We start from the raw sequence: 19,047 nt of genomic DNA, 5'->3' as shown, positions 1-19,047 counted from the left end.
AAGGGACGAAAGGAGATATGATCAATCCGATCGTTGGGGAGGGTCGGTGAGGAGCCGGACAGTGCGCCATCCCCAGAAGAGGGCGGAGAGGGCGGCGCTCCAGGTCACGAAGCAAAAACCCCACCAGACACCGTTCAATCCCCACCCCAAAGTGAAGACGAGGAGATTCATGATCACAATGGGTCCGATGACCTGCCGGCAAAGACCCAGCCAGAGACCATAACCAGGTCGTTTCAAACCCTGCATCATAAAGACCGTGACAAAAAGAATGGGGTAGGCGGCGAGGGTGAATGCGGCGGCCCACAAGTAGTCGGCACCATGGGCGACGACGATGGCGTCGTCTGTGAAGAGTCGCATGACTGTTCTGCCGTAGAATCCAAGCAGCAGGCCGCCCCCCGTCATCAGGACGACTCCGAGCAGAATGTGCAGGTTCCATGCTTCACGCACCCGGCGAGGCAGGCCTGCCCCGCGGTTCTGGGCGGTGATGCTGAGCATGGCGGTGCTGATTCCAATCACCGGCATGAGGATAAGTTGTTCGATACGGGTGGCGATGCCGGTGGCGGCCACGGCTTCCCGGCCGAATTGCTTCACGAACCATGTGATGACAAAAACGCCCAAGGCGATGGTCATCATATTGAGAGCCGCGGGTATGGATTGGGCGGCAATTTGTCGGAGGGTATCGGCCCGGGGCTGGAAGAGGCCAAGGGTCATGTTGGAAAAGACTTCGGTGTGAACCACCCTGGTCCAGAGGTAGGCGCATCCTGCCATCTGGACGATGACCGTTGCCAGGGCGATACCCCTGGCACCAAGGGCGGGGAATCCAAATAGACCCCACATGAACACCGGGTTGAGCGCGGCATTGGCCAGAAAACCCGTGATGAGGAAGTTGCGATAAGATCGTGTATCGCCTTGGGCCGAAAGGGCACTGTTGAATGCCATGGTGAGGATGAAGAAGACGGATCCGGCGAGGATTCCATTCATGTAGCTGAGCGTTGTATCGAGATAGGTGTCGTGAGCACCCAACAACTGGAAGATCCACGGAGCACTGAGCAGTCCCACCACAGTGAGCAGCCCGCCTGCCGCGAAGGCAACGAGCAGGGACTGGGCAAATATCCGGCGGGCGGCTGGAGGGTTGCCCGCACCGAGCTCATGGGCCAGGAGTGCCGTCGATCCCTGGCCGAGACCGCTGCCCACTGCAATCAGCAGGAAAAAAAGAGGAAAGGAAAGTGACAGGGCGGCCAGGGCTTCCGTTCCCAATAGGCCTGCACAGTAGGTGTCGGTAACATTGAACAGGGTGTTGAAGAGCATCCCGACGCTTGCAGGTAGGGCGATCCTCCAGGTCAGATACAGAATCGGATCCGAGGTCAGAGAAAGGGCGCCCGTCCTGGGATGGTTTTTCATCGGGGACCGGCTTTTGCGGCAAGTCCTGCGATGATCCGTTCGATCTGCACCCGGTGTATCCCCATGTGACCTCCTGCCAGGGCATACCATTCGAAAGCATCCATCGGTCCAAACCACGGATGGGCAAAACGCAAGGGGGTCTTCAAATCGGCAACGAAATCCGCGGCTTCAAGGACCGCCTCACAAGAGGCCTCGTACGGGGCCTCGACCGATGAATCAGCAGCGGGACTGGGTTTGACATCGGCGGTGCTGGCCCTGCCCTCCGGGATGCTTCCACTGCCCAGGGAGCTGATGATGCGGGCAATGGATCCGTTGACTATCCGCAAGTGGTCGAGGGTCATCCAGAGAGACCAGTGGCGGCTGCTGTCCTCCATGCCAAAGGCGCGTGTGATCAGCACCTTCCGGCCTCGGGCGATGGGCGGACAGGTGTCGAGGTGTTGGTGGATTCTAGCGCGTTCAATTTGAAATGTGCGTTTGAAGGACTCGGGGTTTCCGGCGAGCGTGCGGGACTTGAACAACATGCGGCCAAAGAGGAGTTCAAGGGGCGGCAAGCCGGCGCCCGGGGCGGCCAAGCTGGGGGTTTGGGTTGTTTCCATGGACGAAAGCTGTCTAAATACTTTTATAATGCAAGCAAAATACTTGTGGATAACAAGTAATCAGGGCGCTAAAGTCGGATCTATGCCTGGGACAAAAGATATTGGGAGGAGAAGAAAACAGGAGAAGATCCGCCGTTCACCCTGTCCGGTGGCTTGTGCGCTGGATCTGCTGGGGGACCGCTGGACGCTTTTGGTGGTCCGCGATCTCTTTCTGGGACGTTCCCGCTTCAAGGATTTTCTGGTTTCGCCCGAAGGGATACCGACCAACATCCTCAGCGACCGGCTGGCGCGGTTGCTTGAGCACGGGGTGGTGGAGCAGATTCCGGCAGCAGATGGAACCAAGCGTCTGGCCTACCGTCTGACCCGCAAGGGAAAGTCCCTGGCGCCCCTGTTGCAGGGCTTGAAGGACTGGGGTTTGAAGTGGGAGAAGGGCACCCGGGTCGCACTGCAAGCGCATCCCAGCTGAAAGGACATGCTTCCAGCCATCAAGCATCAGCCCGCAGAATTTTCTCCAACGCTTCCAGCTCCTCGCGGCATTCGGGGCACAGGGTCAGATGATGGCGCACCTTTTCGAGGGCTTCTCCAGTGGGTTGCCCGGCCAGCTGTTTCTCGGCGAATTCGCCGATGTGGTGCCTGCATTCACTGCAGTTGAATTCGAGCTCGCGGGTGTCGGCAATCATGCGGACGAAGCCCTTGATCTGGTCGGTGGTCAGTGGTTTCATGTGGCGAAGACGGTTCGGATGAGTTCGGAGGACAGTCCTTCATTCTCCAAGTGCAGTTTCAATGCGCGCCTGGCATCGTGAAGCATTTTGTAGGCGGCGTTGCGGTTCGTGCCCAGGAGACTAACGATCTGGTCGAAGGGCAGGCCCTGCAATTCACCCATGATTGCCGCCCGTTGTTTTGGCGAGAGCTTGTGCTCGACCGCCTGACGGAGAACACGCAGCAAGCGGATTTTTTCGTCCTCCAAGCCGAGGAGGTGGTCGGGCATGACGGCGGGTTCGTGCATCTGACGGCCCTCCTCTGTGAGGGAATCCAGGGAGACATCCTGCCAGCGTTTCCGGCGGAGTTCGGTGAAGGCCGTGTTGATGGCGATGGTGTGGGCCCAGGTGGTGAATTTGCTCCGGCCGGAAAACTGGAGCCTGCGGTCGAGGATGCGCAGCAGAGCTTCCTGGGTGAAGTCTTCCAATTGGGCCTCGCTGACATCCTTCCGGTCACGCAATGCGATGCGAAGCCCTTGGAGTACGATACTTCTGAGTTCGGCCACAGCGTCGGGGTGGCTTGCCGAGGAGGGGTCGAGGGCCTCCACCCAGTGGGTCTCGTTTTCGACCATGTGCGGCAAGTTAACCACCCGGCAATGATTGGCCAGCAGAATAGTCCCGGCGTTTTCACAGGGCACGTTCCCAGCGGAATTTCCGTTCGCCTTCATCTATGCGGAGATCGTTGATGCTGGCGAAGCGGCGCTTCATGTAGCCGAGATCGTCGAACTCCCAGTTTTCGTTTCCGTAAGACCGGAACCATTGGCCGGTCGCGTCATGGAATTCGTATTCAAATCGCACGGCAATGCGGTGGCCGTGGAAGGCCCAGAGTTCTTTTTTGAGCCGGTAGTCGAGTTCCCGTTCCCATTTTACTCGGAGGAATGCCACCACGGCGGCTCGGCCGTTGAGGAATTGGTCGCGGTTGCGCCATTCCGTGTCCTCGGTGTAGGCCAGGGAGACCCTCCGGGGATCGCGGGAGTTCCAGGCATCCTCGGCAGCCTGGACCTTGAGTCGTGCCGTTTCTTCGGTGAACGGGGGGAGAGGAGGGCGTGGGCTCATCATCGTGATTCGGTTCGGGTGTTCCTTTTTGAAGCGGGCCCCGGTGCGTATGGTCAAACGACACCGGGGGCTTCGTGGTCGGGATTATTGTACTTTTCGCTGGAGAAAACCCAGGATGTGGTCCGCGATTACTGCGCCATCTTCCTCGAGGGCGAAGTGGCCGGTGTCGAGGAGGTGGATTTCGGCGTCGGGCACATCCCGTTTGAAGGCCAGGGCTCCCGCCGGGGCGAAGATGGGGTCGTTTTTGCCCCAGACCGCGAGCACCGGGGGTTGGGCTTTCCGGAGAGCCGCATGCCACTTTTCGTATTGCTTCAGGTTGTTCCGGTAGTCGTAGAACAATGCGAGTTGGATTTCGGCGTTTCCCGGACGATCTAGGATCGACTGGTCATGGGTCCAGGCATCGGGGCTGATGTGCTTGGCGTCGCGGTAACCGGCGCTGTATTGGAACCGCGTGGTGGCCGCTGTGAGCAGGCCCCTGACCTTGGCCTCGGTGGTGGCATTGCGGTCTTTCCAATAGGGTTCCAGATTCTCCGCCCAAAAGGGACTCAGGCCTTCGCTGTAGGCGTTGCCATTCTGGCTGATGATGGCCGTGATGCGTTCCGGATGTTTGGTGAACAAGCGGAAGCCGACTGGAGAGCCGTAGTCCTGGATGTAGATGCTGTAGCGGGCGATCTTCAGCGAATCGAGGAGGTGGTCGGTCACTTCGGCCAAATGGTCGAAGGTGTAGGCAAACGCATCCACGGAGGGCTGGTCGGACTGGCCAAAGCCCGGGTAATCCGGGGCGATGACGTGGTATTTTTCCGCCAGCAGCGGAATGAGATTGCGGTACATATGCGAGGAGGAGGGGAACCCGTGCAAGAGCACCACGGTGGGGCGGGAGGGATCACCCGCCTCGCGGTAGAACAGGTTGAGGTTGTCGACCTTGGCCGTGTGATACTTGACCACAGGCAAGGCTGAAAGTCCGGAGGGTTGGGCGAGGATGATGCCCAGCAGGGCCAGGACCAGGATAAAGGGATTTTTGTTCATGATATTTCTCGTTGTTTGGGTTCGCGTGCGGGGGATGGAACTTCCGGACGCTCACCAATTGGATGGGGTCGTTAATTGCTGTTCTTGGCGGCGAGTTCGGGCCAGTTCTTGTCGGCTTTGGCGACATTGCCGGCAAAGTCGGCGTTGAATTTTTTGAGGATTTCCTGGTTCAGGTTCAGGTACAACTTTCCCTCACGCACCTGCCAGGTGCTGATGTCGACCGGGAAGAGGCGTCCAAGACCGACACCGAAGGAACAATAGCCGCCGTGCTGGGGGGCGTACTTGGCCGGGTTGGCGTTGAAGAGATTCTTGTGTTCTTCACTGGCAAAGAACCAGGTGGCCCCCTGGTATTCAGCCGAGATAAAGGGCGACCCATTCACCGCCTTGGCGTCGGTGAAGAAGGCGACCGTGTCATAGCCATTGACGGCGATGTGGCTGGCACCGGAGACGTTGACGGCGTTGCCAGCAATGGCGGAGGAGGCGAGCAGCAGGAACGCCGCGAGGGACTGGAGTTTGGTTTTCATTTGAGTATGGTTTTTTGGTATTGTTGTTTTGTTTTTTTGGTTTGGGCCGGTTCGTCCGGTTATCATTCTGATGCGGTGAGCGGGCGCTTTCTTACCCCGGACCAACGGATTTTTTGCCAAAGCGCGGCCACACGCTGTGACAGCGTGAATCCCGGCGTGGCGTATGGAGAGGAGGGTAGCGGCCTTCCGAGCGGAAGGCCGGGAGGTCAGAGACTAGAGTACTTCCGGTTTAACTGGAGGCATTCTGTTGTGCGGGGGTGGAGCGGGACCTCCGGACCTGCTGCTTCTTCGTGGAGAGAAAAAAGGCAAGCGTGCCCGGAGGTCCCCCTCCACCCTGGAAAATCGCACGGTTTCCACCAAAGCTAGAATGGCTCTAGGGCACGGAGCGTCGTTCAGAGATCTTCGGCTTTATGGTTCTTTTTCTTGTTTTTGTGTTTGGCCGGGGAGCCTTCGGAAAACTGAGAGGGCTGCACCGGAACAGGGGTCTGGATTTGGGGCTGGGGTTGGATCTGGGCCGGCGGCGAGGAAGAGGACTCGAACGGCGATTGGGTTTTGGAGGAACGGCGTTCTTTTCCTGAAGATTCAACAGGCTGGAGGGTCTGTGGGGCAATCGGGTCCATCGCGCGCTTTTTTTCGCTTTTCTGATTCGACTTGTCCTTTTCACGATTGGCCTTCGGCTCGTATCCGGTGGTGGCGTTATTCGATGGATTCGACGAATTTGCTGGCGAGGGATTCCTGCCTTTTTCTTTTTTGACAGGTTCTCCGTTTGACAGAATGGGGGCTTCTTCCAGTTGGATTTTCTTCACTTTGGCGGGCTTGACCGGAACATTCTCCGCGGAACGTTCGGCATTTTCCTCGCGCATCTTCTTTTGTTCCTTGGCTTGTTCCTTGGCTTGACGTTTTAGGGAATCGCGCTGGGAGTCATCGAGTTTGATCCACTTTGGATTTTCCTTCTGGCCTTGGTCATTGAGGGAGGCCGGTTGGGTCTGCATCTGGCTGACCGGGGCGGCCATGAGCATGGCCTTTCGGTCTTTTTTACCGGGCTCGGCAATGAAGACGTTTTCTTGGCCGGCGATGTAACGGTCCGGAGGGCGCTGGGAAGGGTTGTTGCGACGTTGTTCGTCACGGTCGCGTTCGCGCTGTTCCCAACGGGAGTCGCGCCTGTTTTCCCAACGTCGATGCGCGAAGATGGGTTCGCAGCTGCGGTGGGTGTTGAACCAGGCGAAGGACGTGTAGTAGCCCCCGCTGCGGAAGGAGACATCGTAGTAGTTCCCAAAATAGTAGTGGTGGTAACGGGGGCGGATGAAAAGGCAGTCGGAGAGAAAAGAAAGCTGGATGACTACCGAAGGGCTGTAGCGCCGAACAGGCTGGTTGTAGACGATGATGGGGGCGGGACTCCAGTAGACCGGAGCAAAGACGATGCCGCGTCTTACCAACGGATAGTCCCAATAGCCGTCAACGAAAACATAGCCACCGGGTGTCCAGGCGTAGGAGGCGGGAATCCAGCAGTAATCGGCACGGCCGAGGGACCAGTAGCCCGGGCGCCAGACGTAGCGGGACTGCCAGATCCAGCTACCGGGTATCCTGACATGATCCTCCGAGGGTGCGGAAACCTGTGGTCCGTAATCGAGGTTTGAGGGGGGGGGTGGCAGAGCGCGGCGTTCCTCGACCGCCACGGTGTCGGCGGCCCAGTACCCGGAAATCCATTGATGGCCACCGCTAACCGGGTGCCATTGGCCGGGAACCCAGTGGCGGCCGGGCGGGGTGTCACGCCAGACTCCACTGACCCAGAGGTAGCGGTTGTTTTCGTCGTCCCAAGCCCAGTAGCCGGGAATCCAGAGGACATTATTACCTTCAGGTTTGACCTCCGGGGGGATTTCTTCCACGGGCTCCGGGGGGGCGGTGGGGATGACCGGGCCGGCCTCGGGATTGAGCTGGACGGTTTCGGCAAATGCCTCGTGGAGTGGTCCTTTGGCGAGGACTTCCGGATCTTCATCGGCCAGGGCGGATGCCGCGAAGCTGAGAAACAGGGCAAGGGGCAGGGTTCGAGACAAGAAAAAACCGGCACAGGGCCGGCGATGGGTGTTGGGCATAGGGGTGGTTTCATCAAGTATGACGGCTGGTTCCTTGACCTGATTCATTGGACGACTTTACTGCTCTTGAAGAGCCCGCGTCAGTTGATCACCCTAGAAGTGAGGGGAAGAACATCCAGATACACGATCAAGATGCCGAGTGGCCATATAGAGCCGCTGTTGTCGTCGGCCCGTAGGGGAAGGCGTAAGTCAACAGCCGTAGGGATTTGCAGATCAACCGGAGCCCTGCCTTTGCCGGCAGGTTCTTTTGAAACAGAGGGGCGGGAATAGGGCACATCTCGCCAGACTCCCATGCGCATGAACATGATGAACAAGAGGGTGAAAAGCCTGATGATGATTCTGGGATCGCTTGGGTATGTCCTTTGCCTGGGCGGCGTGTCCGCCGAGGAAGCGGCCCGGCCGGAGGCCGTGGGCAAAGTGGCCTGGTTGCGTGATCTGCCCCGGGCGCTGGCATTGTCGAAAAAAACGGGCAAACCGGTTTTCTTGCTTTTCCAGGAAGTGCCGGGTTGCGCCGGTTGCCGGCAATTCGGACGCGATGTGTTGTCCGACCCCGAAGTGGTGCGGGCGGTGGAGCAGCATTTTGTCCCCCTGCTCATCCCCAACAACCAACCGGGAGGGGATGCCGAGGTGTTGCGCCGATACGACGAGCCTTCGTGGAACTACCAAGTGGTGAGGTTCATCGACGCGGAGGGCCGCGATCTCATCCCGCGCAAGGACCGGGTCTGGACCACGCCCGAACTGGCGACGCGGATGGTGGCCAGCCTGGAAAAAGCGGGCCGGGATGCGGATGACGGGCTGCGACGCCTGGCCGGGCTGCGTTTGTCTGGGAAAGCAGGAAAAACAGAAAAAGCGACCCCAGATCGCGGTAGGGAACGCGTGGCCTTCGCCCAAGCCTGTTTCTGGACCGGAGAGATGCGCCTGGGACAGATTGAAGGAGTGGTGCGCACCGAAGCGGGTTTTTTCCAGGGACGGGAAGTGACCCTGGTTGAGTACCAGCCGGATGCGATTTCCTTGGGCGATTTGGTTCGTGAGGCCTTGGCACGCCAGTGTGCCGAAAGCATCTTTGTGGCATCGGAGTCGCAAAAAAAAGCGGCCCTGGAAGCTGCGGAAGGGCGGTCAGTGGGACTTCTCGATGCCAGTTACCTGCGCGCTCCGGAGAGCGACCAAAAAAAACAAATCCAGGGAACGTCTGCGGAGGGGAGGGTTCTCACAGCCGATCAGGCGACCAAGGTCAATGCCTTCATCCGCAGCGATCCGGCACGGGCTGCTGCCTATCTTCCCATCAAATGAAGCCAGTGCTTGTTTTCGATTGCCGTCGCACCCTTTGGACGATAGGAAGGCGGCATGGAATGGCTCTCGGACCCGCAGATTTGGATCAGTTTGACGACACTTACCGTGATGGAAATCGTCCTCGGGGTGGACAACATCATTTTCATCAGTATTTTGGCCGGGAAGTTGCCGCCTGAGCAGCAAGCAAAGGCCCGCCAGCTTGGCCTGGCCCTGGCCCTGGTCACACGGATACTCCTGCTTTGCGGGATTTCCTGGATGGCGAGGCTGGTTTCACCGCTCTTTGCGGTCATGGGGCATGATTTTTCGGGACGAGACCTGATCCTGCTCGGTGGAGGACTTTTTTTGATGGCCAAGAGCACCCATGAGATCCACGACAAGCTGGAGGGGGTGGATGGAGAGAAAAGCGCCCGGGTGGCTTCGTCGTTTGCCGGGGTGATCGTGCAAATCATCCTGCTGGATATTGTTTTTTCGCTCGATTCCGTCATCACGGCGGTCGGGATGACCAACAACCTGCCTGTGATGATCGTCGCGGTCATCCTGGCCATGGGGGTGATGCTGCTTTGCGCCGGTTCCATCGGTGATTTTGTCCATCGTCACCCAACCATCAAAATGCTGGCGCTTAGCTTTCTTCTGCTGATTGGTGTCATGCTGGTGGCCGAGGGCATGCACCAACATATTCCCAAGGGTTACATTTACTTTGCCATGGCGTTTTCCGTTGGCGTGGAAATGTTGAACTTGAGGTTGCGGGCCAAATCCCGGCCGGTGGAACTCAACCAGCCCTACCGCTAAAAGTTTTCTGGTTCCAGTCCCCGTTCTGGGGAGTGCCTGGCGGGCGTGGATTCAGCCGAGAAACTTGCCGGGATTGAGGATGTTCAGCGGGTCGAGGGCCTGTTTGACCAATTGGTGGAGTTTCCGGCTTCCAGCGGTGGTGGCCAGGTTCCACCAAGGTTTGCGGGCCAATCCGGTACCATGTTCGCCGGTGATGGTTCCACCCATCTCCAGCACACGTCGGAACAATTCATCCTGGGCCAGTCGCACCCGGGGGGCATGTTCCTCCCCCTTGGCGAACATGAGGTTGACGTGGATGTTGCCGTCACCGGCATGACCAAAGGCCGAAGTCTCGACCCGGTACTTCTTTTTCAATTGTTCGGAGAGTTTGAAGACTTGGACGAGTTTGCCCCGGGGGACAACGATGTCCTGGTTGATCTTGTGCAGCCCGGTGGCTTTGAGGCTGTAGGAGAAATCACGTCGCATACCCCAGAGACGGTCCTGGGCTGCGGTGGTGGTGGCGCGGAAAACACGGAGCGCCCCGCAGGATTCCAGAATCACCGCCAGGTCGCGGGATTCACCGCGGACCGAAGCAGATTGGCCGTCGACCTCCAGCAGGAGGAAGGCATTACCGGGCGGGGTGCCGGGGCTGTATTTCCGCGCGGACGCGAGGGTGAAGGCATCGGCGACCTCCATGGCCGAAGGGAGGAAGCCGCGGGCCAGGACGGCCTGCACGGCGGCGGCGGCGGCTCTGGCATGGGGGAAGGTGCCCACGACGACGGCACGGGCCGGGGGCAGGGGGATGAGGCGAAGGGTGGCGAGGGTGGTGATGCCGAGCATGCCTTCCGACCCGGTGAAGAGGTCGGTGAGATTGAAGCCGAGTTTGTTCTTATGGGTGCGCCCGCCGGTGGTGACGACCGTCCCGTCGGCGAGGACGATTTCCAGGCCCATCACGTAGTTGCGGGTGACGCCGTATTTGACGCAACGGGGCCCACCTGCGTTGGTGGCGATGTTGCCGCCGATCGTGCTCTCGTTGAGGCTGGCCGGATCGGGTGGATAGAAGAGACCGCGCGCTTCCACCCTGCGTTGGAGTTCGCCGGTGATGACACCGGGTTCGACCACGGCAACGAAATCCTCACGGGAGATTTCCCGGATGCGGTTCATCCGGGCGAGCGAAAGGGCGACGCCGCCACGCACCGGGACGCAGCTGCCGACATAGCCGCGGCCGGCACCGCGTGCGGTGACGGGTATGCGATGGCGGTGGCAGAAGGTGAGGAGGCGTGAAACTTCGGCGGTGGTGGAGGGAAGGGCCACAGCCTCCGGGGGGTGGCTGGCGTGCCAGGCATCACCCGCATGGGCGGCCAACGTCTCCGGGTCGGTCTGGAGGATGCGCCGGCCGAAGAGTTTCCGGAGTTTGGGAAGCCAAGGTGTTTTCAAGGAAGCCATTTTGGCTCAGGAGCGGGCCGGGGCAAAAGTTTTAAAACAATCTTTTCCCATCTCTGGACGGGCGCATTCCTGTAGGAATAGACGAAAGGCAGAAGACCAGTGGGATGAAGAAGATCACCGCCGTCTCTGGAGGGTTTGACGGATTTCCCGGTCGGTGTCGCGCTTCTTGACGTCCTGGCGCTTGTCGCGGGCGTTCTTGCCCTTGCAGAGGCCGAGGAGGATCTTGAAACGCTGCTTGTCGTTGAAATAGCCCTTGAGCGGGATCAGGGTTTTTCCGGCGGTGGCGACTTCCTCATGCAGGCGGCGGATTTCCGATTTGTGGACGAGGAGTCGGCGCAGGCGCTTGGGCTCGTGGTTTTCCCGGTTGCCCTTTTCGTAGGGAGCGATGTGGAACTGGTGCAGCCACATCTGGCCGTTTTCGATGCGGGCGAAGGCTTCGTCGAGACTGGCCTGGCTGGTGCGGAGGGATTTGACCTCGGTGCCCTGGAGTTCGATGCCAGCCTCGAGGGTTTCCAGGACGGCGTAATCGCGCCCGGCCTTGCGGTTTTGGACTTCCAGGCCGCTCATGGCAGGCCTTTACGGGGGAACGGCGTAAAGGCGGGGTTCAATCCGCCGCGGCCGGTTCCTCGTCGAGGGGGCGGTAGCTGAGCTTGCCGTCGGCGATTTCCTTCAGGGCGACATCCATGAAGGTCATGCGGGGGCTGACGGGGATGAGTGGGCGGAAGCCCTGGCCCAATTGGCGGACCCGCTTGGAGACCATGTTGATGAGGATCTGCGGGTTTTCGATTTTGGAGAGGGCGTCGGTGACCAATTGCTGCTTCATAATGGGAATGGGAAAGCTTTCCAGAATGCCGGTGAAGGAGGGGGGCGGCAAGTTTTATTTTTCTGAGTGCAGATGATGGATTCGAAATAGGGAATGGGGAATGTTCGCTTAGAGAAGATTTCCTTATCAGCGCCGGGATTGATCCCCGCGAGGAACGCGGGGCTGTGCAGGATGGCCCTTTGGGCAATGAGAAACGGTCACTTCGTGAATGGCGCTGAACCCAAGGGTTCAAATCGATGGACAACGTTCGCCTCGCGAAATGCTCCTTATCGGAGCGCCGGAATTGATCCCCGTGAGGAACGCGGGGCTGTGCGAGATGGCCCTTCGGGCGATGGAATAAAGTCCTTACGGACGCAGCGCTGAACCTGAAGGTTCTAATCGATGGACAACGTTCGCCTCGCGAAATACTCTTTATCGGAGCGCCGGGATTTGAACCCGGGGCCTCTTGGTCCCAAACCAAGCGCGCTACCAAACTGCGCTACGCTCCGTCGCAGAAAATCACTATGCTGCGAATACCCATGGCGGCAAGCTAATCCACCGGCATGCCCCCATGCCAAAGATCAGGTTCCGGCCAGTTTGGCCTCGCCCATGCGCTTGAATTTCAGCCCCAAGGGCAGATCGTCGTTGATGGTGCGCGTCCATAGTTCAACCGATTTGGGCAGGGGGCCCTTGCGGGTGATGGTGGCTTTGAGTTCCGTTGGTACCGGTTCTTTGTCGAGGAGAAGATACGAAGAAGGACGGATCAGGGTCACCCGGATCACCAAAACGCCGTCCTCATTGACTTCGGATTCGCTCAGTACCCGGTAGTCCGCACTATTCGTGGGCACGGACAGGTCCACGCGCACGGATTCGCCGTCTCCGGTGCGTTCGACCGATTGGGCCATGCCCAGGTCAAAGCCCTGCCTGATGGGGAATTTTTGTTCCACTTGTCCAGTGAGGCTCCTGACTTTATCTGCGAATTTTGTGACCTGCTCCAAGTGGCCCTGCGGAATCAGGGCGCGGACGCGGGCATCCTCCTGCGTGCGCCAATTCATCAACACTTCGGGTTCATCGATGCGGACGCCGAAAAAGGTCAGGGTCCCGGGAAAATCCTCGAGGGTGATGCCTCCCGCGAGTTCCCGGCGCTCCGCAATGATCTTGTTCAGGGCCAGGCTGGCCTCGGCGGAAGGAGAGGCACCGGGGCAATAAAGGTAGTCTTCCGCCTGGAGGGGAATGGCCCGCGCCGTGAGCGTGGCCGTCGCCAAGCCGGCCAACATCAGAAGAGAGATGCGCACAAGGGCGTTCATCATGTTGCATCATAGATTAGGTTCTCTTCCGATTCCTGTCCAGCTTCTGGAGCCTGTCGGCGGGCGTTGATTCGGTGATGTTCCAACCATTGAGAATGCTGGCGGCTTCGGTGCGGATGGCTTTCCGTTCTGCGGCGGATTTTTTACGGAGGGTGTTCACGATCATGGCCACCCTTGGGTTGCTGGCGAAACGGGTCTCGTGACGGTCGAAAAAGTTCCAATACAGGATATTGAAAGGACAGGCCTTGGGTCCGCTGCGCAGCTTGGGATCGAAACGACAATTCCGGCAATAATCACTCATGCGCTGGATGTAACCGGATCCGGCGGCGTAGGGCTTGGTCGCGAAGCGGCCGCCGTCGGCGTAAAGCACCATCCCGAGGACGTTGGGTTGCATGACCCAGTCGTACGCATCGACATACATTTCCATGTACCAACGGAGTACCGCCTGGGGGTCGTAGCCTCCGAGAAGAAAAAAATTCCCCAGGACCATCAGGCGCTGGATATGGTGGTTGTAGCCGGTTGCCCGGGCCTGGTTGACGCACTCTCCGACGCAGTTCATGGGTGATTGGCCTTTTTCGAGCCAGTCGGGCAGGGGTCGGCTGGCCTCGAGGGCGTTGTTGGATGCGTAGCCGGGCATGTGGAGCCAGTAGACGCCGTTGATGAATTCGCGCCAGCCGACGATTTGACGGACAAAGCCCTCCACCGAAGCGATGGGTGCCTTTCCGCTCCGCCAGGCCGCCACGGCGCGTTCGATGCATTCCATTGGCCTTAACAATCCAGTGTTGAGCATGGGGGTAAGCACGGAATGGAAGAGATGCGGTTGTCCCGAGGCCATGGTGTCCTCGAAAGGACCGAATGATGACAGGCGTCGTTGGATGAAATCATCCAGCCAGGCCAATGATTCCCGGCGCGTGACCGGCAGCCAGAACGTGGCGGGGTCGCCGGGGTGGCCGGGAAAATGCGCCGCCACTTGTTCCATGACAGTCCGGGTGACGGCGTCGGGTCGTATCGCGGGAAGTGGCGGCACGGGCGGGGCGGATTTGTCAAAGGCGCCAAAGGTTTCGCGGTTGTCGGCATCGAAGCTCCAGCTGCCGCCCTCCGGGCCGCCATCCTGGTCCAGCAGAATGCCGAGGCGTTCGCGTTGTCGGCGATAGTGGTCGGCCATGAGCAGGTGTTTCCTGCCACCAGCCCAGGCGGCAAAATCCGACCTTTTGGTCAGGAATTGGTTGGTCGGGATGCGGTGGATGGGGAGGCCGAGCTTGCGAGCCAGGGGGGCCAAGGCTTGGTCCATGGTCCATTCAGATGGCTCCATGACGTGGATGGCCTGCAGGTGGTGGCGGGCCAGGATTTCTTTCCATGCCCCGAGATAATCCGATGAAGGGCCTTCACCCAACGCATGGTAGCAGACCTTTCGTCCACTTTTCTTCCATTCAGCGGCCAAATGGCGCATGGCACTGTAGATCAGAACCAGCTTGTGCGTGTGGTAGCGCAGGTGGCCGCCGCGGGCCTTGGATTCAATGAAGACGAAGAGGTCGTCCGGCCGGGCCAGTTTCAGGGCCGGGTGGTCGTGCTGGAGTTGGTCTCCGAGTATCCAATAGGCGTCCATACGACATCCTATGGGCAATTGGCCAGTTTGCTTGGCTGATTATTGGGGGGAGGAGGGTATTTTTTCCAGCCCCTTGACGATATCGCCCGGCGTGATGCGGTGACGGCGGAACCAGCCCTGGTTGACCTCAAGGGCGTAACAAATCTCGGCACTCAGACTGGGGATCGGGGTTTCGTCGAAAGGTTGCATGTCATAGATTTCCACGATGGCTCCCCGGGCGTCGAGGTAGGCGATGCTCAAGGGGATGCGGGTGTTGCGCATCCAGAACGAGGCCCGGCGCGGTCTGTCAAAGACGAACAGCATGGCATGGTCGCCGGGAAGGGAGTCGCGGTCCATCAGGCCATGTTCTTGCTCGGGGGGCGTGAGAGCCAATTCGGTTTTCAGGGTTTGGTCGACGATGGTCAAGTCGATGGTGCGCAGGGGCGTGGTCGCAGCCTGGGATGAAGGTTGGGACGGAGAGCCGCAGGCGGCCAGGCCCAGAACAAGAATGACCGCCAGGACCGCTTGCCGAAGTGCGGAGGGCCACTTGTACGACGATGAGGCAACCATGGGGACTTTCCTCACGCCACAGGTTCGATGAGGATTTCCGTTTTGACCGAGTTGGCGATGAAGCAGAAGTCGTGCGCCTTGTGGTGGAGCTGCCCGCTCTCCTCCGGAGTGGGGGCCTTGTCGCCACCGTAAGCGATGCGGGGTCTTAGGGTCACCGTCTTCAGCCAGGGGATGCCCTTCTCGTTTTTGGCCATCGCGCCCACCGCTTCATCCTCATAACGGTCGACCACGAAGCCGGCCTTGGCGGCGACGTGGAGGAAAGTGAGCATGTGGCAGCTGGATAGGGCGGCGATGTAGGCTTCCTCAGGGTCGATGAAAGCGGGGTCGGTCCAGGGCGGGGGGATGACGCTTGGGGCCGCCGTGGCCTCGACGTGCGCGCCCCCGTCGAAGGCCCAGGTGTGGTTGCGGGAATACTTGGATTGGAGGAAGCCCTCGTCCTTTCGGACCCAGAGGATGGTGGCGCGGTGTTCGGACATGATTCCATCCAAGCAGGAAGCCCTGGAAGGGCAAGGACAGGCGTCAATGGAGTCCGGGCGGGAGGAGGGGCAGGAGCTTCTTGATTTCCTGGGCCTGGCTGCGATGGCAGACGAGCAGGGCGTCGGGTGTGTCCACCACCACCAGATCCTCCACGCCGCAAAGCGCCACAGGCTTGTGGGGAGAATAGACAAGGTTGTTGCGCGCGGCATGGGCGGCGAGGACACCCCGGTGGGCATTGCCGGCGGCGTCGACGGGGAAATGACCGGCCAAGGCGGGCCAGGAACCGATGTCGTCCCAAGGGAAGGAGGCGGCCACGGAGAGGACCGAGGCGGCCTTTTCCATGATGGCGTAATCGACCGAGATCTTGGGCAGGCCGCTGAAATGCTCCGCCAAGTAGGCCTCGGAGCCCGCGGGACCCGGATAGGCTTTGATGAAGGCGGCCAGTTCCGGAACCAGGCGTTCCGCCTCCCGCAGAAAAACCGAGGCCCGCCAGGCGAAGATCCCTGCGTTCCAGGCGTGGCGGCCGGACGTGAGGTAGCTTTGGGCCCGGGCCGTGTCGGGCTTTTCCACGAATCGCACCACCCGGCGCGCCCGGTCACCGGTTTCCGGAAGGAAATCGCCCAACTCCAGGTAACCGAAACCGGTGGCGGCAAAAGTCGGGGGAATGCCCAGGGTGACAAGCGCGTCGTGATCGCGGGCCAAGCGCACCGCCAGTTCCAGGTCGGCGCGGTAGAGGGCGTCGTCACCGATCCAAGGGTCGGCGGGCAGGAGCACGGCCACGGATTCGGGACCGGAGTGATAGGCGATGGCGGTGGCCAAAGCGGCGGCGGGGGCGGTGTCGCGCTTGGCCGGCTCCAGCACCAGATTGACCGTGGCGTCCTGGGGGAGCGAGGTGCGGAGGGTGTCGCCAAGCTGGGTGTTGGCCAGGAGGGTGAGCTGCCCCGGTCCGGCCAGGGGCAGGGTGCGTTGGATGGCCAGTTCAAGCAGGGTGCCCTGGTCCAGCAGGGGGAGGATTTGCTTCGGGCGGAGTTGGCGGCTGAGCGGCCAGAATCGTTCGCCGCTGCCTCCCGCCATGATGAAAAAATGGGCCGGGTTCACAGAGAGAGCCTAAATCAGCGCGCGACCGTAAGCCAGAGATTTGCGGTAAGGTCCAGGGTCACCATCCGGAGGCCCGGAGGGTGCAGGTGGCGGATTCAGTCGCGCCGGGTACGAGCAAGCGCAGGCCCTGCCCGTGATGGATGGCGTTGGGCAGGCCCAGCCAGGGTTCGACGCAATAAAAGGGCGATTCCGGTTTCTCGGTCCAGGTGGTCACGGTGTGCCAGGGCACGCCATCAGGTGGGAAAAGGAAATCAATCGTCCGGCCGTCGGGATGTTGGAGTTGCAAGCGGCCCGGGGCATCGAGGATGTGGAAGCAATCCAGTAGGGATGCGTCATCCAAGGAGAAGCGGCTCAGGCTGGTGCCATTGGATGCAATGCTTCCATCCGAGGCTTGGCGGGCTTGATGGGCCGGGGGCAGGAGAAGCGACCATTGGCTCCGCTCTTCAGCGGGGAGGGCGAAGTAAAAATGATGGCCCGCCTGGTAGGGCATCGGCGCTTGGCTGCGGTTTTCGGTCTCGAAGCGCACGGTCAGACTGTTCCTATCAAGCACATGCACGACACGAAAGCGGAAGTCGAAGGGATACCAGGCACGGGTCTGGTCGGTCGGAGCTATCTCCATGGCCAGTTCCACCGGGCCCTCCTCATCGTTGGGGGAAGTGGGTGTCCGGGGTACGACTGCGGTGAAGACGGCGTTCCGGGCGAAACCATGCATGGGCATGTCGCGGACCGTGCCTGATCCGTCACGCCAGCGTCCGACCACCCCATCCACGAAATGCCGGGCGATGAAGGGAAAGAGGAGGGGATTGCCGCCGCGGATCTTCGCTGGATTGGACCAGTCGGCTTGATCCGGCCAGTGGAGGAGGCGGCGACCACCGATTTCCCAGAAGAGGAGCCGACCCCCGGCCTGTGGGGCAATGACCGCCCGAGCATTGCCGTTGCGCAATTCCCAGACTGGTTGCCCTTGGAATACCGCTCGGGTGGCAGGCATGTGAACAGCCCGGATGCGCTTTACTGATTACAGACCAAGACGATGGTTGCGATGATCAGGACGGCAATGAACGCGGTGCCGATACCGAGGAGGGCCTCGAACTTCATCTTCTGGCAATCGCAGGATTCTTCTTGATGGGACATATCCTCGAGATAGCAGCGCACCGGTTCTTGGCAAGCGCGCGGGCAGGGGTAGTTTTTTGCCATGGAGGACACCGGCCGGGTCGTGACGTGGGAAGAATGGATGAACGAAGCCCTCCATGCCCCCGGGGCAGGCTACTATGCTCGGCACATAGGCTCGGTGGGAGAACGCGGGGATTTTTCCACCTCGGCCACGCTTGATCGGACACTGGCCCGGGGGATTGCCTGCTGGTTGCGGGCGCGTGCCGCGCTGCTCAAGCCCCAAGGAAGGATTGCGGTGATTGAGGTCGGACCCGGGGATGGCGCATTGGCCAGGGGGATTTTGCGCGCGCTTCCCTGGTGGTTCCGCTGGCGGGTCGACCTCCATTTGGTGGAAACGTCGGATTCGCTGCGGAAGGTGCAGCAAACAACCCTGCGCGGTCGAAGGGTCCGTTGGCATACCAACATGGCCGATGCTCTGGCCCAAACAGGAGGCAGGGCCCTGATTTACAGCAATGAACTCGTGGATGCCTTCCCCTGCCGGTCTTTCATCCTGCGTGCGGGAACTTGGTTGGAAATCGCAGTGGCGGAATCACCGTCCGGCAACATCCGGGAATGCGAAAGCGGCCCGGGCTCCGATGTGCCCTGTGGGGGTGGGGCCTGGCTGTCCGGATTGCGTGAGGGCCAGCGGATCGAGATCCACCAGGCTTACCAGCGCTGGCTGGCAGAGTGGGCGAGCCTTTGGCTCAAGGGGGCGATGTTGACCGTGGACTACGGTTACACTGTGGAGCCTCCACCCCGGCTGCCGCTCTCGGGGACACTCCGTGCCTATTTCCGGCAGATGCGCTTGGAGGGCGAGGAAATGTTGCGCCGCAAGGGCCGGCAAGACCTGACGGCGGATGTGAATTTCAGCGACCTGGCGCGTTGGGGTGCAGCGCTTGGTTGGGTCACGACCGACTTGCGACCGCAGGCGGATTGGCTGCAACGATGGGTCCCGGGCCAGGGCGGACGGCTGGCCGACCCGGTGGATGCGGGCGGGGCCTTCCTCGTCCTGGAGCAGAGACCGGCGGCATCTGCCCAAACAAGCAGTTCTTTGCCTTAGCAGAACAGAGCGGCGTCTATCGAAGCGTTCAAGCAACGAGG

At 60.4% G+C, this 19,047-nt stretch carries 22 protein-coding genes and 1 tRNA gene; 4 read left to right on the top strand and 19 right to left on the bottom strand.

The features are described from left to right. Positions 1 to 21: 21 nt before the first annotated feature. Positions 22 to 1,401 carry an MATE family efflux transporter gene (locus SFU85_07235; GenBank protein ID MDX6766567.1) on the bottom strand — a complete coding sequence of 460 codons (1,380 nt, stop codon included), beginning with the start codon at positions 1,399 to 1,401 and terminating at the stop codon, positions 22 to 24. Beyond that, positions 1,398 to 1,997: a hypothetical protein gene (locus SFU85_07230; protein ID MDX6766566.1), complete on the bottom strand. Its 600-nt coding sequence runs from the start codon at positions 1,995 to 1,997 to the stop codon at positions 1,398 to 1,400. The genes SFU85_07235 and SFU85_07230 overlap by 4 nt, the downstream gene beginning before the upstream one ends. An 82-nt stretch (positions 1,998 to 2,079) precedes the next feature. On the opposite strand from SFU85_07230, the gene SFU85_07225 reads away from it, so the two are divergent. Next, entirely contained in the window at positions 2,080 to 2,463 is a 384-nt protein-coding gene (locus tag SFU85_07225; protein ID MDX6766565.1) for a helix-turn-helix domain-containing protein, read from the top strand. Positions 2,464 to 2,482: 19 nt separating this feature from the next. Here the strand turns inward: SFU85_07225 and SFU85_07220 are convergent, their stop codons facing one another. The 6 genes from SFU85_07220 to SFU85_07195 all read right to left on the bottom strand — a co-directional run bounded on the left by SFU85_07220 (position 2,483) and on the right by SFU85_07195 (position 7,454). After that, the gene (locus SFU85_07220; protein ID MDX6766564.1) at positions 2,483 to 2,719 is read right to left on the bottom strand and encodes a hypothetical protein; all 237 of its coding nucleotides are present in this window, start codon (positions 2,717 to 2,719) and stop codon (positions 2,483 to 2,485) included. Further along, entirely contained in the window at positions 2,716 to 3,327 is a 612-nt protein-coding gene (locus SFU85_07215) for a sigma-70 family RNA polymerase sigma factor (GenBank protein ID MDX6766563.1), read from the bottom strand. The genes SFU85_07220 and SFU85_07215 overlap by 4 nt, the downstream gene beginning before the upstream one ends. Before the next feature lie 55 nt (positions 3,328 to 3,382). Continuing rightward, positions 3,383 to 3,814 (bottom strand): nuclear transport factor 2 family protein, encoded by a 432-nt coding sequence (locus SFU85_07210; GenBank protein MDX6766562.1) that lies wholly within the window; start codon positions 3,812 to 3,814, stop codon positions 3,383 to 3,385. An 81-nt stretch (positions 3,815 to 3,895) separates the two neighbouring features. Then, the gene (locus SFU85_07205) at positions 3,896 to 4,837 is read right to left on the bottom strand and encodes an alpha/beta hydrolase (protein ID MDX6766561.1); all 942 of its coding nucleotides are present in this window, start codon (positions 4,835 to 4,837) and stop codon (positions 3,896 to 3,898) included. Between the two features lie 71 nt (positions 4,838 to 4,908). Further along, positions 4,909 to 5,361, bottom strand: a complete 453-nt coding sequence (locus SFU85_07200; protein MDX6766560.1) for a YHS domain-containing (seleno)protein — start codon at positions 5,359 to 5,361, stop codon at positions 4,909 to 4,911. A 392-nt stretch (positions 5,362 to 5,753) separates the two neighbouring features. After that, on the bottom strand, positions 5,754 to 7,454 hold the full coding sequence (locus tag SFU85_07195) for a hypothetical protein (protein ID MDX6766559.1): 1,701 nt from the start codon (positions 7,452 to 7,454) through the stop codon (positions 5,754 to 5,756). A 297-nt stretch (positions 7,455 to 7,751) separates the two neighbouring features. Between SFU85_07195 and SFU85_07190 the strand changes: the two genes are divergently transcribed. After that, a complete protein-coding gene (locus tag SFU85_07190) occupies positions 7,752 to 8,744 on the top strand; it encodes a VPGUxxT family thioredoxin-like (seleno)protein, type 2 (protein ID MDX6766558.1) in 993 nt (330 codons plus the stop codon). A gap of 54 nt (positions 8,745 to 8,798) precedes the next feature. Further along, the gene (locus tag SFU85_07185; GenBank protein MDX6766557.1) at positions 8,799 to 9,533 is read left to right on the top strand and encodes a TerC family protein; all 735 of its coding nucleotides are present in this window, start codon (positions 8,799 to 8,801) and stop codon (positions 9,531 to 9,533) included. Positions 9,534 to 9,584: 51 nt separating this feature from the next. On the opposite strand, the gene SFU85_07180 is transcribed toward SFU85_07185, so the two are convergent. The 11 genes from SFU85_07180 to SFU85_07130 all read right to left on the bottom strand — a co-directional run bounded on the left by SFU85_07180 (position 9,585) and on the right by SFU85_07130 (position 17,928). Next, a complete protein-coding gene (locus SFU85_07180; protein MDX6766556.1) occupies positions 9,585 to 10,949 on the bottom strand; it encodes an FAD-linked oxidase C-terminal domain-containing protein in 1,365 nt (454 codons plus the stop codon). 123 nt (positions 10,950 to 11,072) lie between these two features. Further along, positions 11,073 to 11,525, bottom strand: coding sequence for an SsrA-binding protein SmpB (gene smpB, locus SFU85_07175; GenBank protein ID MDX6766555.1), 453 nt, complete (start codon positions 11,523 to 11,525; stop codon positions 11,073 to 11,075). A 37-nt stretch (positions 11,526 to 11,562) separates the two neighbouring features. Continuing rightward, positions 11,563 to 11,781, bottom strand: coding sequence for a DNA-directed RNA polymerase subunit omega (locus tag SFU85_07170; GenBank protein MDX6766554.1), 219 nt, complete (start codon positions 11,779 to 11,781; stop codon positions 11,563 to 11,565). 414 nt (positions 11,782 to 12,195) lie between these two features. Beyond that, positions 12,196 to 12,269 (bottom strand) — tRNA-Pro (locus SFU85_07165). Between the two features lie 72 nt (positions 12,270 to 12,341). Then, complete coding sequence (locus tag SFU85_07160; protein ID MDX6766553.1) at positions 12,342 to 13,070, bottom strand: hypothetical protein; 729 nt, start codon at positions 13,068 to 13,070, stop codon at positions 12,342 to 12,344. Between the two features lie 13 nt (positions 13,071 to 13,083). Then, a complete protein-coding gene (locus SFU85_07155; protein MDX6766552.1) occupies positions 13,084 to 14,673 on the bottom strand; it encodes a cryptochrome/photolyase family protein in 1,590 nt (529 codons plus the stop codon). A gap of 39 nt (positions 14,674 to 14,712) precedes the next feature. Further along, entirely contained in the window at positions 14,713 to 15,222 is a 510-nt protein-coding gene (locus tag SFU85_07150) for a DUF192 domain-containing protein (GenBank protein ID MDX6766551.1), read from the bottom strand. Positions 15,223 to 15,233: 11 nt separating this feature from the next. Beyond that, positions 15,234 to 15,698, bottom strand: a complete 465-nt coding sequence (locus SFU85_07145; GenBank protein MDX6766550.1) for an OsmC family protein — start codon at positions 15,696 to 15,698, stop codon at positions 15,234 to 15,236. A 43-nt stretch (positions 15,699 to 15,741) separates the two neighbouring features. After that, complete coding sequence (locus tag SFU85_07140; GenBank protein ID MDX6766549.1) at positions 15,742 to 16,797, bottom strand: sugar phosphate nucleotidyltransferase; 1,056 nt, start codon at positions 16,795 to 16,797, stop codon at positions 15,742 to 15,744. 58 nt (positions 16,798 to 16,855) lie between these two features. Then, positions 16,856 to 17,785, bottom strand: coding sequence for a hypothetical protein (locus SFU85_07135; GenBank protein ID MDX6766548.1), 930 nt, complete (start codon positions 17,783 to 17,785; stop codon positions 16,856 to 16,858). A 20-nt stretch (positions 17,786 to 17,805) separates the two neighbouring features. Continuing rightward, entirely contained in the window at positions 17,806 to 17,928 is a 123-nt protein-coding gene (locus SFU85_07130) for a hypothetical protein (GenBank protein ID MDX6766547.1), read from the bottom strand. A 61-nt stretch (positions 17,929 to 17,989) separates the two neighbouring features. Here SFU85_07130 and SFU85_07125 point away from each other — a divergent pair, with 61 nt between their 5' ends. Continuing rightward, entirely contained in the window at positions 17,990 to 19,006 is a 1,017-nt protein-coding gene (locus SFU85_07125; protein MDX6766546.1) for an SAM-dependent methyltransferase, read from the top strand. Positions 19,007 to 19,047 lie beyond the last annotated feature (41 nt).

The organism is Candidatus Methylacidiphilales bacterium (assembly GCA_033875315.1).
Classification (GTDB): domain Bacteria; phylum Verrucomicrobiota; class Verrucomicrobiia; order Methylacidiphilales; family CAZTYG01; genus JANRJG01.
The sequence above is the reverse complement of the archived record's forward strand: the minus strand, read 5'-3'. Positions and strand labels throughout refer to the sequence as shown.